Source organism: Streptomyces sp. CB02400 (assembly GCF_001905725.1).
GTDB classification, from domain to species: Bacteria; Actinomycetota; Actinomycetes; order Streptomycetales; family Streptomycetaceae; genus Streptomyces; species Streptomyces atrovirens.
Window position 1 is genome coordinate 154,893 of the sequence record NZ_LIWB01000004.1, and the last position, 21,532, is coordinate 176,424.

The following is a 21,532-nucleotide window of genomic DNA, read 5'->3' on the forward strand; positions in this document are numbered from 1 at the left end:
CGCGTGGGCGTACGTACGGAACCGGTCAGGCCGACAGCACGGTCAGGTCGGTCGCCGCCCAGCGTCCGCCCAGGCCGGTCACGGTCACCTGGCGCACCTCGTCGGTGGTGTCGCCGACCGCCCGGTGGATGACGAGCTGGAGACGGTCCTCGGTCAGCTCCTCGACCTTGCCCTCGCCCCACTCCACGACGATCACCGACTCCGGCAGCGAGACGTCGAGATCGAGGTCCTCCATCTCGTCCAGACCGCCGGAGAGCCGGTACGCGTCGACGTGGACCAGCGGCGGACCGTCCCCCAGGGACGGGTGCACCCGGGCGATCACGAACGTCGGCGAGGTGACCGCGCCCCGCACGCCGAGCCCTTCACCCAGGCCCCGGGCCAGGGTCGTCTTGCCCGCGCCCAGCTCGCCCGAGAGCAGGACCAGGTCACCGGCGCGCAACAGCTTGGCGAGCCTGCGGCCCAGTTCGCGCATCTGCTCGGGGGAGGTGACGGTCAGCCCGACGGTGTTCGCGGTCGGCGTCGGCTCAGCCGGGTTGTGCGGTGCTGCTGCTTCCATAGCGACCAACGGTAGCCCCTGCGGGCACCGCACCCGCGCGGACGAGCAGGTCGGCGAGGCGGTCGGTGACCGCCTCCGGGTGCTCCAGCATCACCAGGTGCCCCGCGTCCGGGACCAGCACCAGTTCCGCGTCGGGCAGCAGACCGGCGATCGCCTCGCTGTGCTCGCTGGGCGTGACCAGGTCGTCCACCCCGGCCAGCACCAGCACCGGCAGGCCGGCGAAGTGGGCGAGGGCCTCGGTCTTGTCGTGGTCGTTGAACGCCGGGTAGTACTCGGCGACCACGTCGATCGGCGTGCCCTCGATCATCCGCTCGGCGAACCGGGCGACCGCCGGATCCACGTCCCGCGACGCGAACGAGTACCGCTTGATGACCCCCGCGAACAGGTCCGCGGTGGCCCGGCGCCCCCGCTCCACCAGCTCGGCCCGCTGCCCCAGCGCCTTCAGCACCCCCGGCAGCACCCGCCGCACCGCGTTGACGCCGGCCACCGGCAGCCCGAAGTTGACCTCCCCGAGCCGCCCCGACGACGTGCCGACCAGGGCGACGCCCACGACCCGTTCCCGGATCAGCTCCGGGTACTGGTCGGCGAGGGCCATCACCGTCATCCCGCCCATGGAGTGACCGACCAGCACCAGCGGCCCCTCGGGCGCCGCCGCGTCGATGACGGCCTTCAGGTCCCGCCCCAGCTGCTCGATGGTGACCGGCTCGTCCCGCTCCACCTGCGCCGCGCCCCGCGCCGACCGGCCGTGGCTGCGCTGGTCCCAGTGCACGGTCCGTACGACGCCCCGCAGCGCGGCCCGCTGGAAGTGCCAGGAGTCCTGGTTGAGGCAGTAGCCGTGGCTGAAGACGACGGTGACCGGGGCCGGGGCCTTGCGCCCGAACAGCCGGCGCCGCCGCTCGGGGGTCGGGGCGGGGTCGACGTCGTCGGCCTCGTAGTACAGCTCGGTGCCGTCATCGGCGTACGCCTTGCCGGGCGTGCCCCGCAGCGCGCCGTACGGTCCCGCGGAGTCGAGGGCGAGCCGGGCCTTCTTGCGCATGCCCCGGCCGACCGTCATCCGCTCTATCGCGACGCCCGCGGCGGCCCCGGTGGCGAGCACGCCTATCGCGACACCCGCGACACCGGTGGCGCGGCGCCAGCCCCCGCCGGACGCGGAGGCGACGGCCGCGACGGCCTCCGCGCTGCTCTCGCTCACGTACCGCTCCCCCCGTCTCCGTCGTTCCCGTCATTGACGTAGACGCGCGGGACGCGGGTTCCGATGCGGGTGACGATCTCGTACGCGATGGTCCCGGCCGCCTGTGCCCAGTCCTCGGCGGTGGGCTCACCGCGGTCGCCGGGCCCGAAGAGGACGGCCTCGGCGCCCGGCCCCGGCTCGTCCCCGCCCAGGTCGACGACGAACTGGTCCATCGCGACCCGCCCCGCGACCGTGCGCCACTTGCCCTCGACCAGCACCGGACCGGTGGAGGAGGCGTGGCGCGGGATGCCGTCCGCGTAGCCGAGCGGGACGAGGCCGAGGGTGGTGGCGCCCGGGGTGACGTAGTGGTGGCCGTAGCTGACGCCGTGCCCGCCGGGGACGTGCTTCACCAGGGCCATCGAGGCGGACAGGGTCATCGCCGGGCGCAGCCCCAGGTCGGCGGGGGTGCCGATCTCGGGGCTGGGCGAGACGCCGTACATCGCGATGCCGGGGCGGACGAGGTCGAAGTGGCTCTCGGGGAGGGTGAGGGCGGCGGGCGAGTTGGCGATGTGCCGGACCTCGGGGTCGACGCCCTGTCCCTCCGCGTACGCGACCATCTCCCGGAACCGGGTGAGCTGGGCGGCGATGGAGGGGTGGCCCGGCTCGTCGGCGCAGGCGAAGTGCGACCACAGGCCGGTGACCCGCAGCAGCCCCTCGGCCTCGGCGCGCAGCGCGGCGGCGACCAGCTCCGTCCAGTCGTCGCCGGGCTGGCAGCCGCCCCGCCCGAGCCCGGTGTCGGCCTTGAGCTGCACCCGCGCGGGCCGCCCGGCGAGGCGGGCCGCCCTGGTGACCTCGTCCAACGCCCACATGCCGCTCAGGGACACGTCGAGGCCGGCCTCGACCGCCTCCTGCCAGGGCCCGCCGGGCGTCCACAGCCAGCACATGATCCGTACGTCGTCCGGCACCCCGGCACCGGGCGCGCGCAGCGCGAGCGCCTCCTGCGGGGTGGCGGTGCCCAGCCAGGTCGCCCCGGCCTCGACGGCCGCCCGGGCGCAGGGGGCCGCGCCGTGCCCGTACCCGTCGGCCTTGACCACGGCCATGAAGGCAGCGCCGGGCGCCCGCCCGCGCAGGGCCCGCACATTGGCCCGCACGGCGGCAAGGTCGATCTCGGCACGGGCCCGCAGCTCCGCACCACCCGGGGCAACTGTCTCGTTCATCCGCCCCAGTCTCTCAGAGCCCCGTCTCCGCAAACCGCGGGCAGTCACCCCGCAAACCGCGGGCAATCGTGCCGCAGGGCGGCACGGGTGGGCGCGACGGCACCCCGCAAGCGCCGGGCTGCGCAACCCACCCCCGCCCCACCCCCACGCCGAGCCCCCGGTCACCCCCGCACCACATCCCGCCACGCCCCCGCGATCCCCTCCGCCACATCGTGCGCCCCCATCGGCGCCCCGTCCGCCGCGAACCGCCCCGCCAGCCCGTGCAGATACGCCCCCGCACTCGCCGCGTCCACCGCCGACAGCCCCGCCGCCAGCAGCGACCCGGCCAGCCCCGACAACACGTCCCCACTCCCCGCCGTGGCCAGCCACGACGTCCCCGTCGGATTCACCCGCACCACACCCCCACCCGAGGAGGCGATCAGGGTCGTGGACCCCTTCAACAACACCGTCGCCCCGTACCGTCCCGCCAACTCCCGCACAGCCGCCAGCCGACCCCCCTCGACCTCCTCCCGCTCGACCCCGAGCAGCGCCGCCGCCTCCCCCGCATGCGGAGTCATCAACGTCGGCGCCCGCCGCCCCCGCACCGCCGACGCCTCCGCCAGCCGCAGCCCGTCCGCGTCGATCAGCACCGGCACATCCGCCGCCAGCACCTCCGCGACCGTCCCCGCGTCGTCCCCGGCCCCCGGCCCGACCACCCACGCCTGCACCCGCCCCGCGCGCCTCGGCCCCCCGTCCGACACCAGCGTCTCGGGAAAGCGGGCGATCACGGCCTGCCCGGCGGGACCGACGTACCGTACGGCCCCCGCCCCGCCCCGCAACGCCCCCGCCACCGCGAGCACCGCCGCCCCCGGATACCGGGCGGACCCGGCCGCGATCCCGACGACGCCCCGCCGGTACTTGTCGCTCTCCACGGCCGGCACCGGCAGCAGCCGGGCCACGTCCGCGTGCTGCAACGCCTCCAGTTCCGGCTCCTCCGGGAGCGACAGCCCGATGTCGACCAGCCGCACCGACCCCGCGTACTCCCGCGCCGGATCGATCAGCAGCCCCGGTTTGTGCGTCCCGAAGGTCACCGTGAGGTCGGCCCGGACCGCCGCCCCCCGCACCTCCCCGGTGTCGGCGTCGACCCCGCTCGGCAGATCGACGGCGACCACGGCCGCCCGCGCCCGCCCGGCCGCGTCGGCGAGCGGTACCGCCTCCGGACGCAGCCCGCCCTTGCCGCCGATCCCGACGATGCCGTCGACGACGAGATCGGCCCGCTCGATCAGCCCTTCGGCGCCGTCCGTGTCCGTGGTCCGCCCGCCCGCCCGGCGCAACGCCGCGAGCCCCCCGCCATGGGCGCGTTCCGGCGCGAGCAGCACCGCGCTCACGCCCGCCCCACGCCGGGCGAGCCGCGCACCGGCGTACAGGGCGTCACCGCCGTTGTCCCCGCTGCCGACCAGCAGGACGACCCTGCTGCCGTACACCCGCCCCAGCACATCCGCGCAGGCAGCGGCAAGACCGGCGGCGGCGCGCCGCATCAGCGCCCCCTCCGGCAGCCGTGCCATCAGTTCCCGTTCCGCCGTCCTGACCGTCTCCACGCTGTACGCAGTACGCATGCGTCCGAGTCTCCCGCAGACGGCCCGTCAACTCCCGTAACAGAGAGGCGGACCGCTTGACTCCTTGCCATGCCCTTGCCAAACTCTCGGCCCCCCACAGGATGAATCGATTCAGTCGAATCGGTTCGACGACAGAAGCAGAGGACCCATGGGACGCAGAGCCGCACTTCTCGCCGCAGCCGGCGCCACCGCACTCCTCACCACGGCCGGCGTCATGACGGCCCCGGCAACCGCTGCCACGACCCCCACGGCCACCGCAGCCCCGGCCCCCGCCCGCGCCGCGGCCTGCGGCGACGGCTCCTACCAGGCCGAGGCCGTGCTCAACGGCGGCACCTGGACCGCCAGGCGCGGCGGCAGCACGGTCTACACCGGCGGCGACATGCGCGCGGCCGTACAGGCGGCGATCAGCAGCCTGTCCTCCGGCCGCACCAGCAAGGAACGGGTGGTGGTCCGCGGCTCGGGCTCCATCTCCGCCGGTTCCCGCATCTCCCTGCCGAGCTACACGACCCTCGACGTCTGCGGCACCATCAACGTCACCGGCAGCGGCTCCGGCGACCAGGCCCCGGTCTACTCCCGCGGCACCCGCGACATCGAGGTGCAGCACCTCAACGTCACCGGTGCCCCGCTGTACGGCATCTTCATGCGCAACGTGCAGAACGTCGTCCTCGGCCAGATCGACATGCGCCTCTCGCGCGGCCTCGGCGTCCGCATCGACAACCGCGGCGACACCAGCCAGTGGACGCGCAACGTGCGCATCGACAACGTGTACGTCTCCGGCGCGTCCAGCCACGCCGTGGAGACGTACGGCGTCGACGGCCTCACCATCGGCACGGTGACCGCCCGCAACGTCGGCGAGTCGGGCCTGCTGCTGAACCAGACCGTCAACGCCACCGTCTCCAAGGTGGACGCGGAGAACGCGGGCACCGGCACCGGGTACGCCGCCTTCCGCATGGCCAACCGCAACGGCCGGATCGGCAGCTCCTACCCCACCAACATCCGCGTCGGCGAGGTCGTCGCACGCGGCGGCGGACGGGGCGTGTTCTGCGTCTCGGAGAGCGGCGGCGCGACGATCGACAGGATCACGCTCTCGGACACGGGCAACAACGCGATCCTCATCGAGAACTGTTACAACGTGAACCTCGCCGCCCAGAGCGGCACGGTCACCGGCGGCGGCGAGATCCGGCTGGCGGCGCGCTCGGAGTTCGCGAACAACAGGGACGTCACCGTCCAGAACCTCACGGTGACGAACTCGTCGATCCGTGAGAGCCCCTGCGGCGAGAACACGACGTTCCGCAACAACCGTCTGGTGAACAGCAGCCAGTCGATCTGCTGACACACGCGGGGTGCGGCTCACCGAGCCGCACCCCGTACGTACGCCCTGCGCGCGTCGCCTCAGCTCGTGGTGAGCATCCCCGCCCTCAGCCGCTTCAGCGTGCGGGACAGCAGCCGCGAGACATGCATCTGGGAGCAGCCGAGCCGCTCGCCGATCTCCGCCTGCGTCAGCTCCTCCACGAACCGCCAGTGCACGATCTTGCGCTCGCGCTCGTCGAGATCGGCGATCATCGGGGCGAGTGCGTGGAAGTCCTCGACCAGTTCCAGCGCGGCGTCCTCGGTGCCGATGAAGTCCGCGAGCACGCTCTCGCCGTCGGGCTCGCTGCCGATGGCGGCGTCCAGGGAGGCGGAGTTGTAGCCGTTGGAGGCGATCCGGGCCTCGTTGACCTCTTCCTCGGTCAGGCTCATGAGCTGCGCGAGTTCGGCGGTCGTGGGCGTGCGGCCCAGCCGGCTGCGCAGTTCCTCGGTGGCGCGGGCGAGCTGCACCCGGGCCTCCTGGAGCCGGCGCGGCACGTGCACGGACCACGAGGTGTCCCGGAAGAACCGCTTGATCTCGCCGACGATGTAGGGGATCGCGAAGGAGGTGAACTCCACCTCGCGGGACAGCTCGAACCGGTCGATCGCCTTGATCAGCCCGATCATGCCGACCTGGACGATGTCCTCCATCTCCTCCGGCCCGCGGCTGCGGAACCGGCCGGCCGCGAAGCGGACCAGGGACATGTTCATCTCGATGAGGGTGTTGCGCGCGTACTGGTACTCGTGCGTGCCCTCCTCCAGCTCCGTCAGCCGGCGGAAGAACTGCTTGGACAGCTCCCGGGCGTCCTTCGGCGCGACCTGACCGGGATCGGCGACCTCCGGCAGCTCGGTCACCGTCTGAGCTCGGTCGGTCCGCGCCATCGTCGACGTCACTGTTCGCCCTCCCTGTTCGTTCGGCCCGGCTTCGGGCGCCGGCTCCACGCGTCTACCCCGGTCCACTCGAAGCACGCATCCGGGTTAACGACGGCGGTGGCGCAGCAGCCGTACGAGGGCGAAGACGACGGTGAGGACGGCGGCGGCGACGAGGAACGCGTCCCCCCAGACCGGCAGGTCGACCCCGACCCCGGGGAAGGAGAGCACGGGCCTCACCCCTCCGCGATCACGACCGCCGAGGCGACCCCGGCGTCATGGCTGAGCGAGACGTGCCAGGACCGCACGCCCAGCTCGGCGGCGCGGGCGGCCACCGTCCCCTTCACCCGCAGCCGCGGCTGCCCACTGTCCTCGCACCACACCTCGGCGTCGGTCCAGTACAGCCCCGCGGGCGCCCCGAGCGCCTTGGCGAGCGCTTCCTTGGCCGCGAACCGCGCGGCGAGCGAGGCGACACCGCGCCGCTCACCACTGGGCAGCAGCAGCTCGCTCTCCAGGAAGAGCCGCTGAGCCAGCGCGGGCGTCCGCTCCAACGACTCCGCGAACCGCTCGATCTCGGCCACGTCGATCCCGACTCCGATGATGCTCATGCGCAGCACCTTACGAGCCCGCGCCGGGGGGACGTCGGACGCCGGCGTGGAGGCCGCCGGTTCCCGTGCGCACCGGCGCCCGACGGGCGGGCGGGTGCCCGTCGCTCCACCCGTCACGCCCCATTTCACCCTTTCCACGCACATGCGGAGGGCTCCGACGGAATCGCCGGAGCCCTCCGCACACATTCCGCCGCCCTACCAGCGGTACCAGCGGCCCCGCGCGCCACCCGTGCCCGCCGGGCGGACGAAGAAGCCCACCAGCCACAGCACGAGCACGATGGCCGCGACCCACCACAGCACCTTGAGTGCGAAGCCAGCACCGAACAGGATCAGCGCCAGGAGAAGAACCAGAAGCAGGGGAACCATGTGTATCAACCTCCGGTCCCGCGAGTGCCCCGGCATCCCACGCACAAGCTCTCCGACTCCACGTTAGTTTCACAGCCTCGGGGGAATTTACGCGGGACGGCCGCCCCCGCAGCGGGTCGGATCAGCAGGAGCGAGTGGCCCGGCGGCCACCTGCGAACCCCGTCAAGCCGCGCCGAGTTCGCACCACACGAACTTCCCCTTGTTGCCGTCCCGGGACAGCGGCTGCCAGCCCCACAGGTCGGAACACGCCCGCACCAGCGCCAGTCCGCGCCCGTCCTCCAGGCCGAGGTCCGCGGACCGTTCGAAGGGCAGCGGCGCGTCGGGCGGCGCGGGGTCGGTGTCCCACGCCCCGATCCGCAGCACGCCGGCCGTCCAGTGCACCCGCAGGGTCGCGGGCCCCTTGGTGTGCCGTACGGCGTTGGCGACCAGCTCCGTGGCGAGGAGTTCGGCCACGTCCACGAGCCCGATCAGCCCGTGCATCGTGAGGATGAGACGGAGGGTGCGGCGGCTGACGGTGACCGCGCGGGGGTCGTTGGGGATGGAGAGGGAGTACTCCCAGGACTCGTTTTCGGGCATGCGTGAACTCCGTTCAGCGGGGGTGGGGTTGGTTCACGGGCGGTGGCAGTGCCGCAGCCGTCACGGCAGGACGGAACGGTGCGCTTCCGCTGCGCTTACGTCATGTCACTGACGGTAGACCTTGGTTTTAAGACCAAGCAAGCCGTTCCCGTAATCTGAACCTGAAAGAGTCGCCGCAAAAGGCGTGTTGAACCGAGGGGCAACCGATGGGAACCAGGCGCGAGCCAACGGCGCGACAAAGGCGACTGGGGGTCGAGCTGCGCAGACTTCGCGAGGCGGCGGGATTCAGCGCACGCGAGGCAGCGGCACTGCTCGGCGTGAACTCCGTACAGATCAGCCAGATCGAGTCGGGCATCGCAGGAGTGAGCGAGGAGCGCCTGCGTCGACTCGCATCCCATTACGCCTGCACGGACCAGGAGTTCATCGACGCGCTGGTGGCTATGGCCACCGACCGAATGCGCGGCTGGTGGGAGGAGTACCGGTGGCGTCTGCCCACCTCGTTCCTCGACCTCGCCGAACTGGATCACCACGCCACATTCCGCCACGAGGTCGCGATCCTCTACGTACCTGGCCCGTTGCAGACCGAGGACTACGCCCGAGCCGTCTTCTCCGCCAGGGTGCCCGAACTGACCGCTGACGAGCTGGAAATGCGCGTACGGCACCGGATGGCACGCAAGCAAGCCGACTTCCCGTACAAACTGGTGATCCATGAAGCGGCCCTGCGCATCAGGGTCGGTGACCGCACGACATCCCGCGCTCAGCTCACCGCGCTCCTGAACTCGTCGGAAGCGGACGGCATCACCGTGCGCGTCATCCCCTTCGACCTGGATGGATTCGGCCTGGCCGCAGGCACCATGACCTACGTGGGCGGTCCCGTTGCCAAGCTGGACACGGTCGTGCGCGACGCACCCCACGGCTCGGCCTTTGTCGACGCCGAGGCACAGCTCGGCGCCTATCGAATGCGCTTCCGTAAAATTGAAGCCGCGTCACTGGAACCGGAACGCTCACGTGACTTCATCAACCGTCTGACGAAAGAGCTGTGAGGCACTCGATGGACAACTGGCGCAAGTCTTCTTACTCAGGCCCCGATGACGGCAACGACTGCGTCGAGATCGCGAACACTCCCGCCCACGTGGGCATCCGCGACTCAAAAGCCCCGGCCAGGGCAACCCTCACCTTCCCGGCCGGAGCCTTCGCCGCATTCCTGGACGGTGTGAAGACCTACTCCACCGTCACCGACTTCGCCAGGTTCCGAGGCTGATCCACCTCGTTCCCCCGCGCCGTCGCCAGCTCGCAGGCGAAGACCTGGAGCGGCACCGTCGCCACCAAGGGCTGGAGCAGTGTCGGGGTGGCCGGGATGCGGATCAGGTGGTCGGCGTACTCGGCGACCGCCTCGTCCCCCTTCTCCGCGATGACGATCGTCCGCGCACCCCGTGCCCGGATCTCCTGGATGTTGGAGACGATCTTGTCGTGGAGGACGGAGCGGCCGCGCGGTGACGGTACGACCACGACCACCGGCAGGTCGTCCTCGATCAGCGCGATCGGGCCGTGCTTCAGCTCGCCCGCCGCGAAGCCCTCCGCGTGCATGTAGGCGAGTTCCTTCAGCTTCAGCGCGCCCTCCAGCGCGACCGGGTAGCCCACGTGCCGGCCCAGGAACAGCACCGTGTTCTTCGCGGCCAGCGATCGCGCCAGCTCCCGTACCGGCTCCATCGTCTCCAGGACGCGTTCCACCGCACCGGAGATCGACGACAGGTCCCGCACCACCGCACGGATCTCGTCCGCCCACTTGGTGCCCCGCACCTGGCCCAGGTACAGCGCGACCAGGTAGCAGGCGACGAGCTGGGTCAGGAACGCCTTGGTCGAGGCGACCGCGACCTCCGGGCCGGCGTGGGTGTACAGCACGGCGTCGGACTCGCGCGGGATCGTGGAGCCGTTGGTGTTGCAGATCGCCAGCACGTGCGCGCCCTGCTCGCGGGCGTGGCGCAGGGCCATCAGCGTGTCCATGGTCTCGCCGGACTGGGAGATGGCGATGACGAGGGTCTGCTGGTCGAGGATCGGGTCCCGGTAGCGGAACTCGCTCGCGAGTTCCACCTCGCAGGGGAGCCGGGTCCAGTGCTCGATGGCGTACTTGGCGATCATCCCGGCGTGGAAGGCCGTACCGCAGGCGACGATGACGACCTTGTCGACCTCGCGCAGCACGCCCGCCGGGATGCGGACCTCGTCCAGGGTCAGTGAGCCCGACCCGTCGATACGGCCCAGCAGGGTGTCGGCGACCGCCTTCGGCTGCTCGGCGATCTCCTTGAGCATGAAGTAGTCGTAGCCGCCCTTCTCGGCGGCGGAGGCGTCCCAGTCGACGTGGTACTCGCGGACGTCGGCCGCGCCCCCGTCGAAGTCGGTGACCGTCACCGCGTCCCGGCGCAGCTCGACCACCTGGTCCTGCCCCAGCTCGACGGCGTCCCGCGTGTGCGCGATGAACGCGGCCACGTCGGAGGCGAGGAAGGCCTCCCCCTCCCCCACGCCCACCACCAGCGGGGAGTTGCGGCGCGCGCCGACCACCACGTCCGGCTCGTCCGCGTGGACGGCGACCAGGGTGAACGCGCCCTCCAGGCGCCGGCAGACCAGCCGCATCGCCTCCGCGAGGTCGGCGCAGGCGGAGAACTCCTCGGCGAGGAGGTGGGCGACGACCTCGGTGTCCGTCTCGGAGGTGAGGTCGTGACCGCGCTCGGCCAGCTCGGCACGGAGGGCGGCGAAGTTCTCGATGATGCCGTTGTGGACGACGGCGACCCGGCCCGCGTTGTCGAGGTGCGGGTGGGCGTTGGCGTCCGTCGGGCCGCCGTGGGTGGCCCAGCGGGTGTGCCCGATGCCGGTGGTCCCGGTCGGCAGCGGCCGTTCGGCCAGCTCCTTCTCCAGGTTGACGAGTTTCCCGGCCCGCTTGGCGGTGGCCAGACCGCCGTCGGCCAGCACGGCGACGCCCGCCGAGTCGTATCCCCGGTACTCCAGCCGCTTCAGTCCGGCCGTCACGACGCCCAGCGCCGACTGCGGCCCCACGTATCCCACGATTCCGCACATGCCCGGCAGCCTACGGTCCGTCAGCCGCCGGAAAAGGCCTTTCCCTGCCCGAAATCGGAAATTCCCACCGGTGCACGAAAGCGTACGGGCACCGGTGGGAACGGAACGCGGGATCCGGGATGCGTCAGGCGAGCTTGCCGAGCTGGGCGTCGGAGACCGCCGTCGGGAAGTCGAAGTCCTCGCCGGTGACGGCGGAGGCGAAGTTGGTGACGGTGAAGGAGGCGACGGTGGCGCCCTTGCGCGCGACGACCAGCTTCATGGGCGTCTTCACGTCCTCGTCCGCGGCCAGGAGCGCCGTGATCGCGACCGCCTCGTCGGCACCGCCGGGCGCCTCGGTCTTCTCGGCCGACAGGATCTTGAACGGCTCGCCCATGGCGTCGTAGGTGAAGCCTCCGGCGCACTTGCCGGCAGCGGCGTCCACGTCCTTGATGACCTGCTCGGCGCCGCCGTCCTCGTAGGAGGCGAGCGTGACGATCATCTTCTCCGCGCCGAGTCCGGCGAGCAGGGCGTCCTCGGGGCTGGCGTCCGCGGCCGGCTTCTGCGGCTCGCCCGTCCAGGAACGCTTCACCGTGGCGGCCGGCGAGCCGACGGGCACGCCCATCTGAAGGTGGGCGAGCGGCTGGCAGGCCGCGTCCTCCGCCTTGACCTTGTCGGCGGCGATGTCGTCCGTGGCGGGCACCTTCGTCACCTTGCCGTCCTTGACGTCCGCCTGCGCCAGCGCGGCCTTCTCCAGCTCGGCGGCGGTGAGCGCCTTGGCCGCCGGCGCGGCGGAGGCGGAGGCGCTCGACTCCGCCTTGCCCTTGCTGTCGCCGGCCTTGTCCTCGTCGCCGGAGCCACCGCAGGCGGTGGCGAGCAGGGCGAGCGCGGCGGCGGAGGCGGCGAGCACGGTACGGCGGACGGCGATGGTTCTCACGGAGGAACTCTTTCTCGAAGGCGCGGAGGGATCCGCAGCGCATTGCGCGCAATTTAAACGGATCTCGCACACAGCCGCCGCACAGATGATCACCGGACGATCACCCGGTATGCGACCGTGACAACCACGTGATCTCGGAGGACCGCGGCCCCCTCCGCTCCCCTCGCCCGGCTCGAGACGGGCAAGGGCGGCGAGGCCATCGCCGGTGGATCCGGTGTCAGCCGAGCTTGGCGACCTGTGCGTCGATGACGGCCGTGGGAACCTCGAAGTCCGCGCCGGTCATCATGGCGGAGAGGTTGACGGCGCTGAAGGAGGCGAGCGTGGAGCCCTTGCGGACCACGACGATCTTCATGAGACCGTTGGCGTCCTTGCCGATGTCCACACCGAGGGTGACGGCGACCGCCTCGTCGCCGCCGTCGGGGGCGGCGGTCGTGGTGACCTCGGCGATCCGCAGCTCGTCGCTGCCCACGGTCGCGGTGAAGCCGCCGGCGCACTTCTCGGCGGCCGCGCTCAGCGCCGTCAGCGCCTGCTCGGCGCCGCCGGCCTCGTAGGAGGCGAGGTTCAGCATGATCTTGTTCACGTCGATGGTGGTCATGTCCTGACCGTCCGGGCCCGAGCTCTCGGACTGCGACTCCGTCTGACCCGTCCAGGAGCGCTTCACGTTCGCCGCCGGCTCGCCCTGGGCGATCGCGGCCTGGGCGTGGGCGAGCGGCAGACAGGCCTCGTCGTCCGTCGAGACCTGGTCCTTGGCGATGTCGTCCTTCGCCGGGACCTTGGTGGTGACCTCGCCGTTCTCGACGTCGGCCTGGGCGAGGGCGACCTTCTCCAGCTCGGCGGCGGTCAGCGCCTTGCCCTCCGGTGCGGACTCGTCGGCCTTGCCCGCCGGGGCGGACCGGTCCGCCTTGGCCTTGGCGTCACCGGCCGCGCCGTCGTCGTCGGACGACCCGCCGCAGGCGGTGGCGAGCAGGGTCAGCGCGGCGGCGGAGGCCGTGAGGGCGGCGCGGCGGACAACGGTCGATTTCACGTCGGCACTCTTTCGTTGTATTGCGTCGGAGTCTGTTGAGGCATGTCGGGACCGGAGCCCGGCCCCGTTCGATCTTGAACGCACCGTACACACAGCAATCGCACAGACGATCGATAATCGGCGGCCCGAGACCCGACCGTGACCTCGACGGGATCGCCGGCCACTACGGACCGGCCGGCGTGACACACCCCACCTGTCACCTCGTTCAAACTCCGTTAACAATGGACTGTGATCTCTCCGGTCTCCTCGATGCCCCGGAGCGCCCACCGGCAGCGGCCGGAGGCGACTCCCTACGTGGACCTCACCCGCGCCGAGTGGAGCGCGCTGCGCGACAAGACTCCGCTGCCCCTGTCGGCGGCGGAGGTCGAACAGCTGCGCGGCCTCGGTGACGTCATCGACCTCGACGAGGTGCGGGACATCTACCTCCCGCTGTCCCGGCTGCTCAACCTCTACGTCGGCGCCACCGACGGACTGCGGGGCGCGCTGAACACGTTCCTCGGCGAGCAGGGCTCCCAGTCGGGCACGCCCTTCGTCATAGGGGTCGCCGGTTCCGTGGCAGTCGGCAAGTCCACGGTCGCCCGTCTCCTGCGGGCCCTGCTGTCCCGCTGGCCCGAGCACCCGCGCGTGGAGCTGGTGACGACGGACGGGTTCCTGCTGCCGACGAAGGAGCTCCAGGAGCGGGGCCTGATGTCGCGGAAAGGTTTCCCCGAGTCGTACGACCGCCGCGCGCTGACCCGTTTCGTCGCCGACGTCAAGGCGGGCAAGGAGGAGGTCTCCGCCCCCGTCTACTCCCACCTGATCTACGACATCGTGCCCGGCGAGAAGCTCACCGTGCGCCGCCCGGACATCCTGATCGTCGAGGGACTCAACGTCCTCCAGCCGGCCCTGCCCGGCCAGGACGGCCGCACGCGCGTGGGCCTCGCCGACTACTTCGACTTCAGCGTGTACGTCGATGCCCGCACGGAGGACATCGAGCGCTGGTACCTCAACCGCTTCAAGCGGCTGCGCGAGACCGCGTTCCAGGACCCGTCGTCGTACTTCCGCAAGTACACCCAGGTCTCCGAGGAGGAGGCCCTCGACTACGCCCGCACGATGTGGCGCACCATCAACAAGCCCAACCTCGTGGAGAACATCGCCCCGACCCGGGGCCGGGCCACGCTGGTCCTGCGCAAGGGCCCCGACCACAAGGTGCAACGCCTCAGCCTGCGCAAGCTGTGAACAGCGGGGTGGTCAGGGGGCGGGCTCGTACGTGAGGTCCTTGACCGGGTCGGTGTAGGCGTCCTCCACCCGCTGCTGGTGCTCCGGGTCCGTGCCGGGCGTGGACTCGGGGCGCGGGTGGGGCGTTTCGAGGGCTTCCTTGATCCTGGCGCCCCAGTCCGTCCCCTGGGCCTGACCCGATCCGTGGTCGGCCGTCGCTTCCCGGCCCTGGTCCTGGACCTGGTCCTGGTCCTGGTCCTGGTCCTGGGCCGCCGACGACTGACCGCCCGCCCCGGAACCGGTACTCGCCCCCGCTGCCGCTGTCGCTGCCGCCGCCCGCCACTTCTCCGCGTCGGACACGGCCTTCCGCACCGCCGCCTCGTACGCGGCGTCCTGCCCCGCCTCCCAGGCGGCCAGCTCCTGCGCCGCCGCCTGCGACGCCACGGCGGTCGCCGCCCGGCCCCCGCCCCAGGGCAGCACGGCGCCGGTACCGGTACCGGTCCCCGCCACGGCCGTACCGCCCGCCGCCGCCCAGGCCAGCGCCACCGTCAGCGCCGTCCGCGCCCGCTTCCCGTTCCTGCTCATCACTGGGGCACCTCTCGCCTCGGCTCACGTGCCCTGAACGGTAGTGATCGCAGGTCTCCCGGTGATCACGGGACGATGGCATCAGGGAATCACCCGACGACTACGCTGCCGCCATGCTGCACCTGCGACTGATCACACCGGCCGAGAAGACCGATGACGTGGTCCGACTGATCGAGGGGACGATCGGCACCGCGCATCTGTGCGTGCTGCCGGGTGCGGCCCGCGATCCCGCCGGGGACGTGGTGATGTGCGACGTGGCGCGGGAGGCGGGCGACGACCTGCTGAGCAGGCTCCAGCGGCTGGGGCTGGACACGAGCGGTTCCATCGCGGTGGAGAACATCGGTCTGTCGCTGTCGAAGCGGGCCGAGAAGGCGGAGGAGGAAGCGCCGGGCGAGCCGGCGGACGCGGTGCTGTGGGAGGAACTGACCGAGGCCACCCACGAGGAGTCGACGCTCTCGGTCACCTATCTCGCGTTCCTCACGCTGGCCACGATGATCGCGGCCTGCGGTGTGGTACTGGACAACGCGATCCTGATCGTGGGCGCGATGGCGGTGGGCCCGGAGTTCGGACCGCTGGCCGGCATCTGCACGGCGGCGGCGCAGCGCCGACCGCGTCTCGCGCTGCGCTCGGTGGTCGCCCTGCTGGTGGGCTTCGCGGTGGCGATGGTGGTGACGGTGGCCTTCAGCCTCTTCATGGACGCGGTCGGGCTGTTCACCGAGGAGCAGTTAAAGGGCGAACGGCCGCAGACCGGCTTCGTGTACGCCCCCGACTGGTTCTCCTTCGTGGTGGCGGTACTGGCCGGAGCGGCCGGCACGCTCTCGCTGACCTCCGCGAAGTCCGGCGCGCTGGTGGGCGTCGCCATCTCGGTGACTACGGTCCCGGCCGCCGCGAACGCCGCCGTGGCTCTGAGCTACGGCGACACGGTGCAGACCTGGGGGTCGACCGAGCAGCTCCTGCTCAACCTCCTCGGCATCACCCTGGCGGGCACCGCCACCCTGCTGGCCCAGAAGTACTTCTGGGCCAGACAGCACGAGCGGCTGCGCGGGCGCGGGGCCTGACCGGCGCTTCAGTGGTTGCCCGGCGTTGGGGGGGGGCCGGGGGTGGGTTGCACAGCCCGGCGCCGGCGGGGTGCCGTCGCGCCCACCCGTGCCGCCCCAGCGGCACGACTGCCCGCGGGAACGGCGACAGGCACGACTGCCCGCGGGAACAGCGACAGGCACGACTGCCCGCGGGAACAGCGACAGGCACGACTGCCCGCGGGAACAGCGACAGGCGCGGGTACCCGCGGGAACAGCGACAGGCACGACTGCCCGCGGGAACGGCGACAGGCGCGGGTACCCGCGGGAACGGCGGCGGCATCCGCGTTGGGCTAGCCCAGCGCCGACTTCACCGCGTCCGCCAGGCGGCTCGCGACCGAGCGGGCCTGGTCGATGTCCGCCGCCTCGACCATGACGCGGACCAGGGGTTCCGTGCCCGAGGGGCGGAGGAGTACGCGGCCCGTCTCGCCGAGTTCGCGTTCGGCCTCGGTGACGGCCGTGGCGAGTTCCGCGGAGGTCTTCACGCGGGACTTGTCGACGTCCGGGACGTTGATCAGGACCTGCGGGAGGCGTTCCATCACCGAGGCCAGGTCCCGCAGCGTACGGCCGGTGCCGGCGACCCGTGCCGCGAGCAGCAGGCCGGTGAGCGTGCCGTCGCCGGTCGTCGCGTGGTCGAGGATGATGACGTGGCCGGACTGCTCGCCGCCGAGGGCGTAGTCCTTCTCCTTCATCTCCTCCAGCACGTACCGGTCGCCGACCGCGGTCTGCACGAACCGGATGCCCTCGCGCTCCATGGCGAGCTTGAAGCCGAGGTTGGACATCACGGTCGCGACGACGGTGTCGGAGCGCAGTGCGGAGCGCTCCCGCATCGCCAGCGCGAGCACGGCGAGGATCTGGTCGCCGTCGACCTCCTCGCCGGTGTGGTCCACGGCCAGGCACCGGTCGGCGTCGCCGTCGTGGGCGATGCCCAGCGCGGCCCCGTGCTCGACGACCGCGGCCTTCAGCTGGTCGAGGTGGGTCGAGCCGCAGCCGTCGTTGATGTTGAGCCCGTCCGGGTCGGCGCCGATGGTGACGACCTCGGCCCCGGCCCGGGTGAACGCCTCCGGGGAGACCTTCGCGGCGGCGCCGTGCGCCTCGTCGAGGACGATCTTCAGACCGTCCAGCCGGTTCGGGAGGGCGCCGACGAGGTGGTCGACGTAACGGGCGATCCCCTCCTCGTAGTCCCGTACTCGGCCGACGCCGGCGCCGGTCGGGCGGTCCCAGGGGGCGCCGGTGCGGTGCTCCTCGTACACGGACTCGATGCGGTCCTCCAGCTCGTCGGCGAGCTTGTGGCCGCCGCGGGCGAAGAACTTGATGCCGTTGTCCGGCATGGCGTTGTGGCTGGCGGAGAGCATGACGCCGAGGTCGGCGCCGAGCGCGCCGGTGAGGTGCGCCACGGCCGGTGTCGGCAGCACGCCGACCCGCAGGACGTCCACGCCCGCGCTGGCGAGGCCCGCGACGACGGCGGCCTCCAGGAACTCTCCGGACGCGCGTGGGTCACGTCCGACCACGGCGGTGGGCCGGTGTCCTTCGAACGTGCCCGCCTCGGCCAGTACGTGCGCGGCGGCGACGGACAGGCCGAGCGCCATCTCCGCTGTCAGGTCCGCGTTGGCGACACCGCGCACGCCGTCCGTGCCGAAGAGTCGTCCCACTTGTCCTCCTGAGGAAGCGTCAGTATCGAAAGCCGTCGCCGAGGCCGTGCCGGGGCGTTGGACCCGTCCGCGCGGTCGCCGGTCGGACCGCTGACGGAGCTTGTGATGTGTTCGACGGTCGTGATGCGTATGCGGCTCCGCATCGTCATCCGGCAGGCGCGCCATAACGACATGCCCGACCATCCGATCACATTAGCCTTTGAGCGCCTTGTGCCGTTATACGCCCACGGCAATGAATAAACGAACGCCCCGACAGCACTGTGGCGTGCCGCCGGGGCGTTCGGAGTACGCGCGAGCGCCTGCGATTTAGCGCTTGCTGTACTGCGGGGCCTTACGGGCCTTCTTCAGACCGGCCTTCTTGCGCTCGACCGCGCGGTCGTCGCGCTTGAGGAAGCCGGCCTTCTTCAGCGGGCCGCGGTTGTTGTCGACGTCCGCCTCGTTCAGCGCGCGGGCGACACCGAGACGGAGCGCACCGGCCTGACCGGAGACGCCGCCACCCGCGATGCGGGCGATGACGTCGTAGCGGCCCTCGAGCTCGAGCACCTTGAAGGGCTCGTTGACTTCCTGCTGGTGCACCTTGTTCGGGAAGTAGTCCTCGAGGGTGCGACCGTTGATCTTCCACTTGCCGGTGCCCGGGACGATCCGGACGCGGGCGATGGCGTTCTTGCGGCGGCCCAGGCCGGCGGCCGGCTGGGGCTCACCGAAGCGGGAGGCCATGGACTCCGAGGTGTACTCGCCCTCGACGGGCACCTCGGACTCGGTGGTGTAGCTGTCGATGTCAAGCTCTTCGAGCGGCTGCTCGGCAGTGGTCTCGGCCACGATTCTCCTCAGATTCTGTTCAGTCTTAGGGGGTGGCCGGACTTACTGCGCGACCTGGGTGATCTCGAACGGCACCGGCTGCTGGGCAGCGTGCGGGTGCTGGTCGCCCGAGTAGACCTTCAGCTTCGAGAGCATCTGACGGCCCAGGGTGTTCTTGGGGAGCATGCCCTTGACGGCCTTCTCGATGGCCTTCTCGGGGTTCTTGTCGAGCAGCTCGTCGTAACGGACGGAGCGCAGACCACCCGGGTAGCCCGAGTGGCGGTACGCCATCTTCTGGGTCCGCTTGTTGCCGGACAGGTGCACCTTGTCGGCGTTGATGATGATGACGAAGTCACCGGTGTCGACGTGGGGCGCGTAGATCGGCTTGTGCTTGCCGCGCAGGATGGAGGCCGCAGTGGAGGCCAGACGACCCAGGACGACGTCCTGAGCGTCGATGACGTGCCACTGGCGCGTCACATCGCCGGGCTTGGGGCTGTACGTACGCACGGTTCGTAGCCTTCGCTTCTTCAGTGAATGGTCCTGACAAGGTCACCGAAGACGATCACGACAGCCTTGACCGCATCACGGTGACGCAAACCGCATGCTGGTCGCTGGTCATCGGTCCGGTGGACCGGTGTAAGGGCCCCTCACGTGAGAATGAGCAAGCCACTACACACAACGAACACGCAGAATACCCGCCCCCGGCCGGGCGGGTCAAAACGGCTCCGCCCCCGGCGGGCTACGCCGGTTCCACGGCCGTACGCCGCTCCCCCGGCGCACCGCTCGGGCCGTCCGCGTCCCGTGTCCTCCGCACGCAGTGGTACGCGACCGTCACCGCCAGGACGCACAGCGTGAAGGCGTCCCGGAAGGCCCGGCGCCTGCCCGACTCCAGCCACGGCCAGGTCACCCCCGGAAGCTGCGGCACCAGGGCGAGCCAGAACCAGGGCCGCCGCGCCACCGCCCCGGCGTACGGCAGACCGGCGAGCAGCAGCGGCAGGACGACCAGGAGGTAGTGGTTGTAGGAGGGGCGGGAGACCAGGAACGCGGAGAGCATCAGCCCCGCGGACGTCTCCGCCAGCCGCGGCTCCGCCGGGCCCGGCCCGCGCCAGCGCCGGTACGCGCACACCACTCCCGCGGCGGCCGCGAGCAGCGCGAGCAGCGCGGCCGGGACCCTGGGCACGCCGAGCCGGGGCAGCACGGCCGCCGGCGAGGCCTCGTAGAGCCGCACGAAGGCGTCGTCCCCGCTCAGCAGGAAGGGCAGGGTCCGGGTGAGGAAGCCGGTGGGGTCGGGCAGGAACAGCGCCGCCACCGCCGAGGCGACCGCCGGGACCAGCACCAGCACCGCCAGCGCCCGCCACCGGCGCGCGAACAGGAACAGCAGCGCCATCGGGGCCAGCAGCGGCTTCAGCGCCACCGCCACCCCGACGACGGCGCCCGCCGCGACCCACCGGCCCCGGCTCGCCAGCAGCAGGCACAGCGGCAGCGCCAGTACGGCCGTCACCGTCCAGTTGCCCAGCCGCACGAGCTGCCCGAACGGCGCGAAGCCGGCCGCGAGGCCCAGCAGCCCGAGGACGGCGAGCCTGCTGCGCAGCGGCACCCGGTGCAGCAGCAGGGCGCAGGCCCAGCCCAGCGCGAGGGCGAGGACCACCGCCACCGGCACGGCCACGTCGAGCACGGACCGCGGCAGCAGCGCCTGCGGGGCGGCGGCCACGACCGCGCTCGGAAAATAGAGGAAGTGCCGGTCGTCATACGGCGAACCGCCGTCCAGCCAGGTCCGCCCGGCGTCCACGACGATCGCGTTGTCCATCCCTCCGTCCGAGGTCACCAGCACCGTATGCACCGTCAGCGCCCCCAGCACCGCCACGAGTCCGGCCCACAGGGGGCCGCTCGCGGGTCGCACCAACCACCCGGAGATGTCGCTTTTGCCCGTCGCCATGCGGGCAACGCTAGGGCCCCCGAGGCCCGTTGACGGGGACCAGCACGCCCGGCGCCCCGTCTAAGATGCGCCCCATGAGTTTTGGGCAGGGGGGACCTCAACAGCAGTGGGATCCCTGGAAACCGAATTCCCAGCAGCCCTGGAGCGGCGGCGGCTCCGGTGAGTCACCCGACTGGGCCGCGCTCGCCGACGCCTCCGAGGCCCGCGCCAAGCGGCGCCGGCTGCTGTTCATAGGCGGCGGGGCGCTCGCCACCGTCGCGATAGGCACGGCAGTGGCGGTCGCCGTCGTCTCGGCGAACGGCAGCGACGAGGCCTCGCCGGGCACCTCCTCCCAAGTGCCCGGGGCCACCGACTTCGACATCCCGAGCCCGACGGGCACGGTCCCGTCGTTCGCCCCGACGAGCGCCCCGCCGCCGCTGGACCCGAAGGACTTCATCGCCAGCGCGAAGAAGGACAAGGCCCCGCTGAGCCCCGACATCCTCTTCCCCGGCACCCAGCTCACCATGGGCGAGACGGTGTACAAGAAGGGCCCGACGGCGGACACCGGGAACTGCGCCTCGGCCGCGAAGTCCACGCTCCCGAAGGTCCTGAACGACAACGACTGCACCCGCCTGATCCGGGTCACCTACACCAAGGACGACATGGCGGTGACGGTCGGCGTGGCCGTCTTCGACACCGAGGCGCAGGCGACCAAGGCGAAGCAGCAGGCCGACAAGAAGAGCATCGTCAAGTCGCTGTCGGGCGGCGGCATCAAGGACTTCTGCTCCGGCGCGGTCTGCCGCTCCACCACCAACTCCTACGGCCGCTACGCCTACTTCACCATCGCCGGCTTCACGGCCGGCAAGGACGTGACGACGAAGGACACGGCCGTCTTCGCCACGGGCGACGACCTCCAGGAGTTCACGTTCCGCCAGATCCGCCGCAGGGGCGAGGCCCAGGCGTCGGCGGCGGCCGACGAGTAGCCGCCGCCCGGCGC

23 protein-coding genes are annotated in these 21,532 nt (G+C 71.6%); 6 read left to right on the forward strand and 17 right to left on the reverse strand.

All coding sequences use genetic code 11. The features are described 5' to 3' along the window. Window positions 1-25 precede the first annotated feature (25 nt). The 4 genes from tsaE to AMK33_RS11600 form a co-directional block, all read right to left on the reverse strand. Entirely contained in the window at window positions 26-556 is a 531-nt protein-coding gene (gene tsaE / locus AMK33_RS11585; protein WP_073932727.1) for a tRNA (adenosine(37)-N6)-threonylcarbamoyltransferase complex ATPase subunit type 1 TsaE, read from the reverse strand. Continuing rightward, entirely contained in the window at window positions 525-1,748 is a 1,224-nt protein-coding gene (locus AMK33_RS11590) for an alpha/beta fold hydrolase (protein WP_073932728.1), read from the reverse strand. Before AMK33_RS11590 ends, tsaE begins: the two co-directional genes overlap by 32 nt. Next, complete coding sequence (gene alr / locus AMK33_RS11595) at window positions 1,745-2,944, reverse strand: alanine racemase (RefSeq protein ID WP_073932729.1); 1,200 nt, start codon at window positions 2,942-2,944, stop codon at window positions 1,745-1,747. The genes AMK33_RS11590 and alr overlap by 4 nt, the downstream gene beginning before the upstream one ends. 161 nt (window positions 2,945-3,105) lie before the next feature. Continuing rightward, the gene (locus AMK33_RS11600; protein ID WP_073932732.1) at window positions 3,106-4,539 is read right to left on the reverse strand and encodes a bifunctional ADP-dependent NAD(P)H-hydrate dehydratase/NAD(P)H-hydrate epimerase; all 1,434 of its coding nucleotides are present in this window, start codon (window positions 4,537-4,539) and stop codon (window positions 3,106-3,108) included. 148 nt (window positions 4,540-4,687) lie between these two features. On the opposite strand from AMK33_RS11600, the gene AMK33_RS11605 reads away from it, so the two are divergent. Then, window positions 4,688-5,872 (forward strand): hypothetical protein, encoded by a 1,185-nt coding sequence (locus AMK33_RS11605; RefSeq protein ID WP_073932733.1) that lies wholly within the window; start codon window positions 4,688-4,690, stop codon window positions 5,870-5,872. Window positions 5,873-5,931: 59 nt separating this feature from the next. Here the strand turns inward: AMK33_RS11605 and AMK33_RS11610 are convergent, their stop codons facing one another. The 5 genes from AMK33_RS11610 to AMK33_RS11625 form a co-directional block, all read right to left on the reverse strand. Beyond that, window positions 5,932-6,768: an RNA polymerase sigma factor SigF gene (locus tag AMK33_RS11610; RefSeq protein ID WP_079194821.1), complete on the reverse strand. Its 837-nt coding sequence runs from the start codon at window positions 6,766-6,768 to the stop codon at window positions 5,932-5,934. Window positions 6,769-6,864: 96 nt separating this feature from the next. Next, on the reverse strand, window positions 6,865-6,987 hold the full coding sequence (locus AMK33_RS44700; RefSeq protein WP_268817365.1) for a hypothetical protein: 123 nt from the start codon (window positions 6,985-6,987) through the stop codon (window positions 6,865-6,867). A gap of 5 nt (window positions 6,988-6,992) precedes the next feature. Then, entirely contained in the window at window positions 6,993-7,364 is a 372-nt protein-coding gene (locus AMK33_RS11615; RefSeq protein ID WP_073932735.1) for a holo-ACP synthase, read from the reverse strand. 195 nt (window positions 7,365-7,559) lie between these two features. After that, complete coding sequence (locus tag AMK33_RS11620) at window positions 7,560-7,730, reverse strand: hydrophobic protein (RefSeq protein WP_073932736.1); 171 nt, start codon at window positions 7,728-7,730, stop codon at window positions 7,560-7,562. A 162-nt stretch (window positions 7,731-7,892) separates the two neighbouring features. Continuing rightward, a complete protein-coding gene (locus AMK33_RS11625; RefSeq protein WP_073932737.1) occupies window positions 7,893-8,306 on the reverse strand; it encodes an ATP-binding protein in 414 nt (137 codons plus the stop codon). A gap of 206 nt (window positions 8,307-8,512) precedes the next feature. Between AMK33_RS11625 and AMK33_RS11630 the strand changes: the two genes are divergently transcribed. Both AMK33_RS11630 and AMK33_RS11635 read left to right on the forward strand, forming a co-directional pair. Further along, window positions 8,513-9,349 (forward strand): helix-turn-helix domain-containing protein, encoded by an 837-nt coding sequence (locus tag AMK33_RS11630; protein ID WP_073932739.1) that lies wholly within the window; start codon window positions 8,513-8,515, stop codon window positions 9,347-9,349. 8 nt (window positions 9,350-9,357) lie between these two features. After that, window positions 9,358-9,567, forward strand: a complete 210-nt coding sequence (locus tag AMK33_RS11635) for a DUF397 domain-containing protein (RefSeq protein WP_073933040.1) — start codon at window positions 9,358-9,360, stop codon at window positions 9,565-9,567. Here the strand turns inward: AMK33_RS11635 and glmS are convergent. From glmS to AMK33_RS11650, 3 genes are all read right to left on the reverse strand, one after another. After that, window positions 9,528-11,375: a glutamine--fructose-6-phosphate transaminase (isomerizing) gene (gene glmS, locus AMK33_RS11640; protein WP_073932740.1), complete on the reverse strand. Its 1,848-nt coding sequence runs from the start codon at window positions 11,373-11,375 to the stop codon at window positions 9,528-9,530. The genes AMK33_RS11635 and glmS overlap by 40 nt on opposite strands. A gap of 124 nt (window positions 11,376-11,499) precedes the next feature. After that, a complete protein-coding gene (locus tag AMK33_RS11645) occupies window positions 11,500-12,288 on the reverse strand; it encodes a hypothetical protein (RefSeq protein ID WP_073932741.1) in 789 nt (262 codons plus the stop codon). A 217-nt stretch (window positions 12,289-12,505) separates the two neighbouring features. Beyond that, entirely contained in the window at window positions 12,506-13,312 is an 807-nt protein-coding gene (locus tag AMK33_RS11650) for a hypothetical protein (RefSeq protein WP_073932742.1), read from the reverse strand. Between the two features lie 249 nt (window positions 13,313-13,561). On the opposite strand from AMK33_RS11650, the gene coaA reads away from it, so the two are divergent. Further along, window positions 13,562-14,530, forward strand: coding sequence for a type I pantothenate kinase (coaA, locus tag AMK33_RS11655; RefSeq protein ID WP_073932743.1), 969 nt, complete (start codon window positions 13,562-13,564; stop codon window positions 14,528-14,530). Window positions 14,531-14,542: 12 nt separating this feature from the next. On the opposite strand, the gene AMK33_RS11660 is transcribed toward coaA, so the two are convergent. Beyond that, window positions 14,543-15,094 carry a hypothetical protein gene (locus AMK33_RS11660; RefSeq protein ID WP_073932744.1) on the reverse strand — a complete coding sequence of 184 codons (552 nt, stop codon included), beginning with the start codon at window positions 15,092-15,094 and terminating at the stop codon, window positions 14,543-14,545. A gap of 113 nt (window positions 15,095-15,207) precedes the next feature. On the opposite strand from AMK33_RS11660, the gene AMK33_RS11665 reads away from it, so the two are divergent. Then, window positions 15,208-16,152 carry a DUF389 domain-containing protein gene (locus AMK33_RS11665; RefSeq protein WP_073932745.1) on the forward strand — a complete coding sequence of 315 codons (945 nt, stop codon included), beginning with the start codon at window positions 15,208-15,210 and terminating at the stop codon, window positions 16,150-16,152. 311 nt (window positions 16,153-16,463) lie between these two features. On the opposite strand, the gene glmM is transcribed toward AMK33_RS11665, so the two are convergent. The 4 genes from glmM to AMK33_RS11690 form a co-directional block, all read right to left on the reverse strand. Continuing rightward, window positions 16,464-17,822 (reverse strand): phosphoglucosamine mutase, encoded by a 1,359-nt coding sequence (glmM, locus tag AMK33_RS11675; RefSeq protein ID WP_073932747.1) that lies wholly within the window; start codon window positions 17,820-17,822, stop codon window positions 16,464-16,466. Window positions 17,823-18,128: 306 nt separating this feature from the next. Further along, window positions 18,129-18,641 carry a 30S ribosomal protein S9 gene (gene rpsI, locus AMK33_RS11680; RefSeq protein ID WP_004927169.1) on the reverse strand — a complete coding sequence of 171 codons (513 nt, stop codon included), beginning with the start codon at window positions 18,639-18,641 and terminating at the stop codon, window positions 18,129-18,131. 42 nt (window positions 18,642-18,683) lie between these two features. Further along, complete coding sequence (gene rplM, locus AMK33_RS11685; protein ID WP_004927173.1) at window positions 18,684-19,127, reverse strand: 50S ribosomal protein L13; 444 nt, start codon at window positions 19,125-19,127, stop codon at window positions 18,684-18,686. 232 nt (window positions 19,128-19,359) lie between these two features. Then, window positions 19,360-20,556: a glycosyltransferase 87 family protein gene (locus tag AMK33_RS11690; protein ID WP_073932748.1), complete on the reverse strand. Its 1,197-nt coding sequence runs from the start codon at window positions 20,554-20,556 to the stop codon at window positions 19,360-19,362. A gap of 74 nt (window positions 20,557-20,630) precedes the next feature. Here AMK33_RS11690 and AMK33_RS11695 point away from each other — a divergent pair, with 74 nt between their 5' ends. After that, the gene (locus AMK33_RS11695) at window positions 20,631-21,518 is read left to right on the forward strand and encodes a hypothetical protein (protein ID WP_073932749.1); all 888 of its coding nucleotides are present in this window, start codon (window positions 20,631-20,633) and stop codon (window positions 21,516-21,518) included. The last annotated feature ends 14 nt before the right edge of the window (window positions 21,519-21,532 follow it).